At 64.9% G+C, this 2,174-nt stretch carries 1 protein-coding gene and 2 pseudogenes; 1 reads left to right on the forward strand and 2 read right to left on the reverse strand.

Annotated features, from left to right (window positions below; all coding sequences use genetic code 11):
• Nucleotides 1-652, forward strand: a pseudogene (locus EN935_RS32400) (hypothetical protein); the annotation flags it as partial.
• Here the strand turns inward: EN935_RS32400 and EN935_RS32405 are convergent.
• Both EN935_RS32405 and EN935_RS32410 read right to left on the reverse strand, forming a co-directional pair.
• A complete protein-coding gene (locus EN935_RS32405) occupies nucleotides 649-1,581 on the reverse strand; it encodes a hypothetical protein (protein WP_127374040.1) in 933 nt (310 codons plus the stop codon). The pseudogene EN935_RS32400 and the gene EN935_RS32405 overlap by 4 nt on opposite strands.
• Nucleotides 1,581-2,174 (reverse strand): annotated as a pseudogene (locus EN935_RS32410) (hypothetical protein); the annotation flags it as partial. The gene EN935_RS32405 and the pseudogene EN935_RS32410, both read right to left, overlap by 1 nt.

The following is a 2,174-nucleotide window of genomic DNA, read 5'->3' on the forward strand; positions in this document are numbered from 1 at the left end:
GTTCCTGATGGCGCAGGCCGATTTCTGGCTAGCGCATGATTTCAGGAGCACTTTCGACGGTTCGTTCCACATGCTGTTCCCGCGCGCCAAGCTGCCGTTGCAGGACATTCTCGTGCCGCCGGCCAGCGACATGGGCAGCAGCATCTTCGCCTCGGAATGGCGCATCGCCGATTTCATCTCGCTGGTGCATCTCGTCAACTGGCCGGTGGTTGAACCGGAGCGCCGGCAAGCGGCGCGCCGCCATCTGCTCGAAATGATCCGGCTGTCGCGCGAGGACTGGAAGGCGATCCGCGCCGAGACCGACAATGACCGCGAATGGCTGCCCGGCCCGCAGCAGAAGGGCGAAAACCCGCTCACCGGCCTCGAAGTTGGCGAAGAGCAGGTCCAGGCCTGGCTCGCCGCCCTGACCATGGCCGAGGGTCTGCTCGAAGGCCGCACGCTGCTGCCGCATTTCCGCATCACCGGCAAGGGCATCAACATGAAGCGCTTCTTCGACGAGCCAAAAAACTTCGACCTGGTGCTGTCGATCACCGGCCCTGCCATCGCGCCCTATCTCGAAAGCGGCAAGATCCTGACCAGCGACGATTTCGACCAGATCCAGCGCCAGTTCGGCGGCGGCGGGTTCCTGACTTTTGCGCTTTGGTTCAACTAGCGCGGAAAACCGTGCAGCCGACCGAGTAGCCATTGCAATGGATTGCCGACGAAGGCGCGGGTGACGAAACTGTCGTGGGCTGCATCCGAGGCGAGGAAGGCGACGGTGCCGGCTTCGAGGTGGCGCGGCGGGTCCGAGTTGGCGTCGATGCCCTGGCTCGCCAGCAATTGCCGGATCTCCGCATTGCCGGAGGCCGATGACTGGCCATAGGCGCTGACGAAAAAACTCTTCCTGTGGCGCGCGATCCAATCCGCGAAAATATCGGCTTCGTCGAACACGGCGTCGAGCAGGATGACGCCGAGCAGCCGGCCGCTGACGCCGCCATTCCTGAGCACGGAGGCGGCGGGGTTGTAGCCGCCGCTATAGGCGACCAGCACCACCGGCATGGCGTCGAATTTCGCCGCCTTGGCGTCGGTCAGCTTGGCTAGGCCATGGGCCGCCTCCGTCATGAACCCGGCAAAATAGCCCGGCGTCCAGAAATTGCCGGCGCTGGAATCCTGCGCATTGCTGGCGAATTGCGGCGCCACCAGGACGGCGTTGAGGCCGGACGCCTCGACCTGGGCGACGACCCGCTGGCGCCCGACCACATCGCGCTGCAAGGTCGCGCCATTGCCGTGGAAGAACACCACGATGACCGCCGGCCTGGCGGGGTCGAAACCCCGAGGCACCGCCAGCAGCGTGCTACGGTCGGAATAGGTCTCGTCTTCCCAATAGATGCCACCGCGCGGCGAGGTGTGGCCATGCCGGCCATTGGCGGTCACGTCGAGAAACGGCCCGGAACCGTCTGGCAGTTTGCCCCGGTAGGGAAAGGGCGATGTCTTGAACGGCACGATCGTCGATATCGCCTTGCGCAAACGCGCGCCCTGGCTCGCCGCCGGAAATGCCGCCGTGGCCAGCAAACCAGCGACGATGGCGCGCCGGTCGGGCATCAGGCCGTCACCAGCCGGACAGAAGGCGCCTTCGCCGGCAACAGCACCGCAAAGAAGGCTGGGATGGCGACGAGATAGGCGATCGCGGCCCATTGCAGCACCGCGCTGAGGCCGAAGCTGGTGGCGACGATCGGCACCGCGGCCGAGCCGATGACCGAGAAGCAGCCATTGATGCCCCAGGCCCACACGAACAGATGCTCCTTGCCCAGCCGCGCCAGCCAGGTCATGGCGGTGGCCATCGGCATGCCCATCAGGAAGGAAGGCGGCGACACCAGGAGGAAGCAGAGCAGCAGCCGGACGGCATAGGGATAGGCGCCGATCCAGTCGAGCACCGGCGACAGATAGAATCCGTACGCCAAAAGCAGCACGCAGATCGCCAGGAGCACCACAGGCAGCAGCGTCCTGGCGCGGTCAAAAATGCGCTCGGCAAACAGGCTGCCGAGGCCGGAAAACACCAACATCGACGAGATCAGCACCGAAGCCGATACAGTCGGATTGGCCAGCGCCACGGTGAAGCGGCTTATCAGCCCGACCTCGACCATGATGTAGCCAAGGCCGAGGCAAGCGAAATAGAGGATGGTGCCGAGCTTGCC

It is taken from the genome of Mesorhizobium sp. M7D.F.Ca.US.004.03.1.1 (assembly GCF_003998635.1).
Classification (GTDB): Bacteria; Pseudomonadota; Alphaproteobacteria; order Rhizobiales; family Rhizobiaceae; genus Mesorhizobium; species Mesorhizobium loti.